The sequence below is a fragment of the Enterobacter cloacae complex sp. P15RS genome (genome assembly GCF_014895905.1).
Classification (GTDB): Bacteria; Pseudomonadota; Gammaproteobacteria; order Enterobacterales; family Enterobacteriaceae; genus Enterobacter; species Enterobacter quasihormaechei.
This window is the reverse complement of record NZ_JADBQL010000049.1, coordinates 4242-7784: the sequence shown is the minus strand read 5'-3', so window position 1 is coordinate 7784 and position 3543 is coordinate 4242. Positions and strand designations below refer to the sequence as shown.

Annotated in this window: 3 protein-coding genes, 1 other RNA gene and 1 pseudogene; 4 read left to right on the top strand and 1 reads right to left on the bottom strand. The window is 46.4% G+C overall.

Annotated elements, in window-relative coordinates; translation table 11 throughout:
• Nucleotides 1-363 (bottom strand): SRPBCC family protein (locus IM267_RS20940; protein ID WP_226848252.1); only part of this gene is annotated, 363 nt, incomplete at its 3' end.
• A gap of 156 nt (nucleotides 364-519) precedes the next feature.
• Here IM267_RS20940 and smpB point away from each other — a divergent pair.
• The 4 genes and pseudogenes from smpB to IM267_RS21420 form a co-directional block, all read left to right on the top strand.
• Nucleotides 520-1002 (top strand): SsrA-binding protein SmpB, encoded by a 483-nt coding sequence (smpB, locus tag IM267_RS20935; protein ID WP_003863115.1) that lies wholly within the window; start codon nucleotides 520-522, stop codon nucleotides 1000-1002.
• A gap of 89 nt (nucleotides 1003-1091) precedes the next feature.
• Nucleotides 1092-1455: a transfer-messenger RNA gene (gene ssrA, locus IM267_RS20930) on the top strand.
• Between the two features lie 183 nt (nucleotides 1456-1638).
• Entirely contained in the window at nucleotides 1639-2850 is a 1212-nt protein-coding gene (locus IM267_RS20925) for an integrase domain-containing protein (protein ID WP_193034227.1), read from the top strand.
• Nucleotides 2851-2905: 55 nt separating this feature from the next.
• A pseudogene (locus IM267_RS21420) lies at nucleotides 2906-3543 on the top strand (hypothetical protein); the annotation flags it as partial.

Genomic DNA, 3543 nt, shown 5'->3' with positions numbered 1-3543 from the left:
ACGGCCAAACGCCAGTTCGATCAGCTTATTGGTAAATTCAAAATCCAGATGGAACTCAATGCGGCAGGCGTCCGCGCTCAGCGGCGTAAACTTCCACCCTCCCATCAGTTTTTTAAACGGACCATCCACCAGATGCATCAAAATACTCTGATTGCTCGTCAGGGTATTGCGCGTGGTGAACGTTTTGCTGATCCCCGCTTTGGAGACATCCACGGCCGCAGTCATCTGCGTCGGGCCGGATTCCAGCACCCGGCTCCCGGTGCAACCCGGTATAAATTCCGGATAGGACTGAATGTCGTTCACTAACTGATACATTTGTTCCGCGCTGTAGGGAACAAGCGCAGTACGGCTAATCTGAGGCATAGCATTTTCCATGGTCACACAACAGACAAATAATAACATTTATCACCTGTTAAAAAAACGCTAAGCCTTATCTCGTGCTAAGATAGCGCGTTAGACCTCACAGGACGCAATGAGGTGACTTTTTAAAATCAGATTACCGACGGCTTTACGACACTTATGACGAAGAAAAAAGCACATAAACCTGGTTCGGCGACCATTGCGCTCAACAAGCGTGCTCGCCACGAGTATTTCATCGAAGAAGAATTCGAGGCCGGCCTTGCGTTGCAGGGCTGGGAAGTAAAATCGCTGCGTGCCGGGAAAGCCAACATTGGCGACAGCTACGTGATCCTGAAAGACGGTGAAGCCTTCCTGTTCGGCGCGAACTTTACGCCGCTGACCGTTGCCTCTTCACATTACGTCTGCGATCCAACCCGCACCCGCAAGCTGTTGCTGAACAAGCGCGAACTGGAATCCCTTTACGGACGCATCAACCGTGAAGGCTTTACCGTGGTTGCGCTCTCTTTGTACTGGAAAAACGCCTGGTGCAAAGTGAAAATCGGCGTTGCGAAAGGTAAGAAACAGCACGACAAGCGTACAGACTTGAAAGCACGCGAGTGGCAGCTCGACAAAGCACGTATTATGAAAAACGCAGGACGTTGATTCTGCGCACTTATTGTACTATTCAATAAGTTAGCGTTTCGGGCTGGTATCGAGGACGTGAAATCTGGTATACTGAGTTCAACACTATTGGGGCTGATTCTGGATTCGACGGGATTTGCGAAACCCAAGGTGCATGCCGAGGGGCGGTTTGCCTCGTTAAAAGCCGCAAAAAAATAGTCGCAAACGACGAAAACTACGCTTTAGCAGCTTAATAACCTGCTAAGAGCCCTCTCTCCCTAGCTTCCGCTCTTAAGACGGGGATCAAAGAGAGGTCAAACCCAAAAGAGATCGCGTGGAAGCCCTGCCTGGGGTTGAAGCGTTAAAACTAATCAGGCTAGTTCGTTAGTGGCGTGTTTGTCCGCAGCTGACGTGCGAATGTAAAGACAAACTAAGCATGTAGTACCGAGGATGTAGAAATTTCGGACGCGGGTTCAACTCCCGCCAGCTCCACCAAATAATGATCCGGATTTGTCCGGTGAAGTACAGAAAGCCCGCACGGCATAAGCCCTGCGGGCTTTTTTGTATCTGTCGTTGTCCCAGAACATCCGGCTAAATCCAGAGGAAATTGGTACACATTTAGGTACACGCTATACTGTGGTCCATTAAACGTGTACCAATTATGGAAGGAATCCAGACATGGCGCGCATCACACGCCCCCTCACTAACAACGAAATACTCAAAGCGAAACCTCGCGAAAAAGATTTCACCCTGCATGATGGTGATGGTCTGTTTTTACTCGTCAAAACCTCCGGTAAAAAACTCTGGCGCTTCCGTTATCAACGACCGGGAAGCAGCAGCCGCACAAATTTGAGTCTCGGCTCATACCCTGCCCTTACATTCGCAGTAGCTCGTCAGATACGCGACCAGCACTTGACCACCCTCGCGCAAGGCATGGATCCACAACAGCAACAGGAACAAGCGTCAGAACAACGCCAGATTGAGTTAGACAGCATTTTTTCAACTGTGGCAGCTAATTGGTTCCAGATTAAAAGCAGAAGCGTTACAGAAGATTATGCGAAAGATATCTGGCGTTCATTAGATAAAGATGTCTTCCCTGCTATAGGCGCGATACCCGTTCAGGAGATTAAGGCCAGAACAATTGTTGAAGCATTAGAATCAATCAAAGCGCGTGGAGCTCTGGAGACAGTTAGGCGCTTAGTACAGCGTATTAACGAGATAATGATTTACGCGGTGAATACCGGCCTGATTGATGCAAATCCGGCGTCAGGAGTTGGAATGGCATTTGAGAAACCCAAAAAGCAGAATATGCCCACGCTACGACCAGAAGAGTTGCCCAAGCTGATGCGATCTCTGGTCATGTCAAATCTGTCTGTTACGACTCGTTGTCTTCTCGAGTGGCAGCTTCTGACCATAGTACGCCCTTCTGAGGCTTCTGGTGCGCGGTGGGTCGAGATCGATCTCGATGCCAAACTCTGGACGATTCCCGCCGAAAGAATGAAGGCAAAGCGAGAACACATTGTTCCCCTCTCATCACAAGCACTAGATATTTTGTATGTCATGAAGCCAATTAGTGGCCATCGAGAGTTCATTTTTCCCAGCAGATGTGACCCGAAGCAACCTATGAACAGTCAAACGGCGAATGCTCCTTTGAAGCGTATAGGTTATGGGGGTAAACTTGTTGCCCACGGGATGCGCTCAATAGCCAGCACGGCAATGAATGAATTTGAATTCAACCCTGATGTGATTGAAGCTGCACTTGCTCATATTGATAAGAACGAAGTTCGACGCGCGTACAACCGTTCAGTTTATCTCACACAGCGTGAAGAGTTGATGGAATGGTGGGGGAAGCAATGTGTATCGCAGTTCTCATCTTTTGGAAACAAGTGACCCATCTCCGATTTTGGTAGTTTTGTTCATTTGAGACACATAGCAAGGATTTGAAATGTACATTCAAGATATTCCTAAAGATTCAAAATTTTGGGTCGTTCGCTCTGGTGATGGTGGCATGTTTTATGACCACTTTGTTCATAACTCTATAGCAGCTATTGGGCACATTGATGCTATGGAATTTAGCAATCAGACCCTCAGCAATAAAGAGGAAGTGATTAAACTCGTTCATAATTACAAAAACACTTTGCTTGAGAAAAAGGAAACACTTGCATCTGCATCTAATAAAGCCGGTCAAGTTTTACGTTTCATTAATGAAATGTCGATCGGGGATATAATTATCACCCTCGATGCGAAGAGAATAATTGTCGGTAAAATCACATCTAAACCTTATAAAGAAATAGAAAATGTAACATTACTCAATGTTGATGGGACCACAGATGAAAAATTGCTTAAATTTAGTCTTAGACGAAATGTTGAGTGGGGAAAAACGCAGTTCCGTGATAAACTCCCGTTAGCCATAAATAATAGCTTTAGAGCTAACCAAACTGTTTTCTCAGCAAACGAACATTGGAAAGAACTTAACCACTGGTTATCTGTTGCATTTATTTCAGACAATGAAGCTTATATCTCCTCACGCATTGAGCAAACAGAAGGAATTAACAATCTTGACATTGCGCAATATTCCATAAT

Bases quoted from the DNA above. Each gene is read 5' to 3' on its own strand.
- smpB (WP_003863115.1), top strand. From the start codon at position 520: ATGACGAAGAAAAAAGCACATAAACCTGGTTCGGCGACCATTGCGCTC.
- IM267_RS20925 (WP_193034227.1), top strand. From the start codon at position 1,639: ATGGCGCGCATCACACGCCCCCTCACTAACAACGAAATACTCAAAGCG.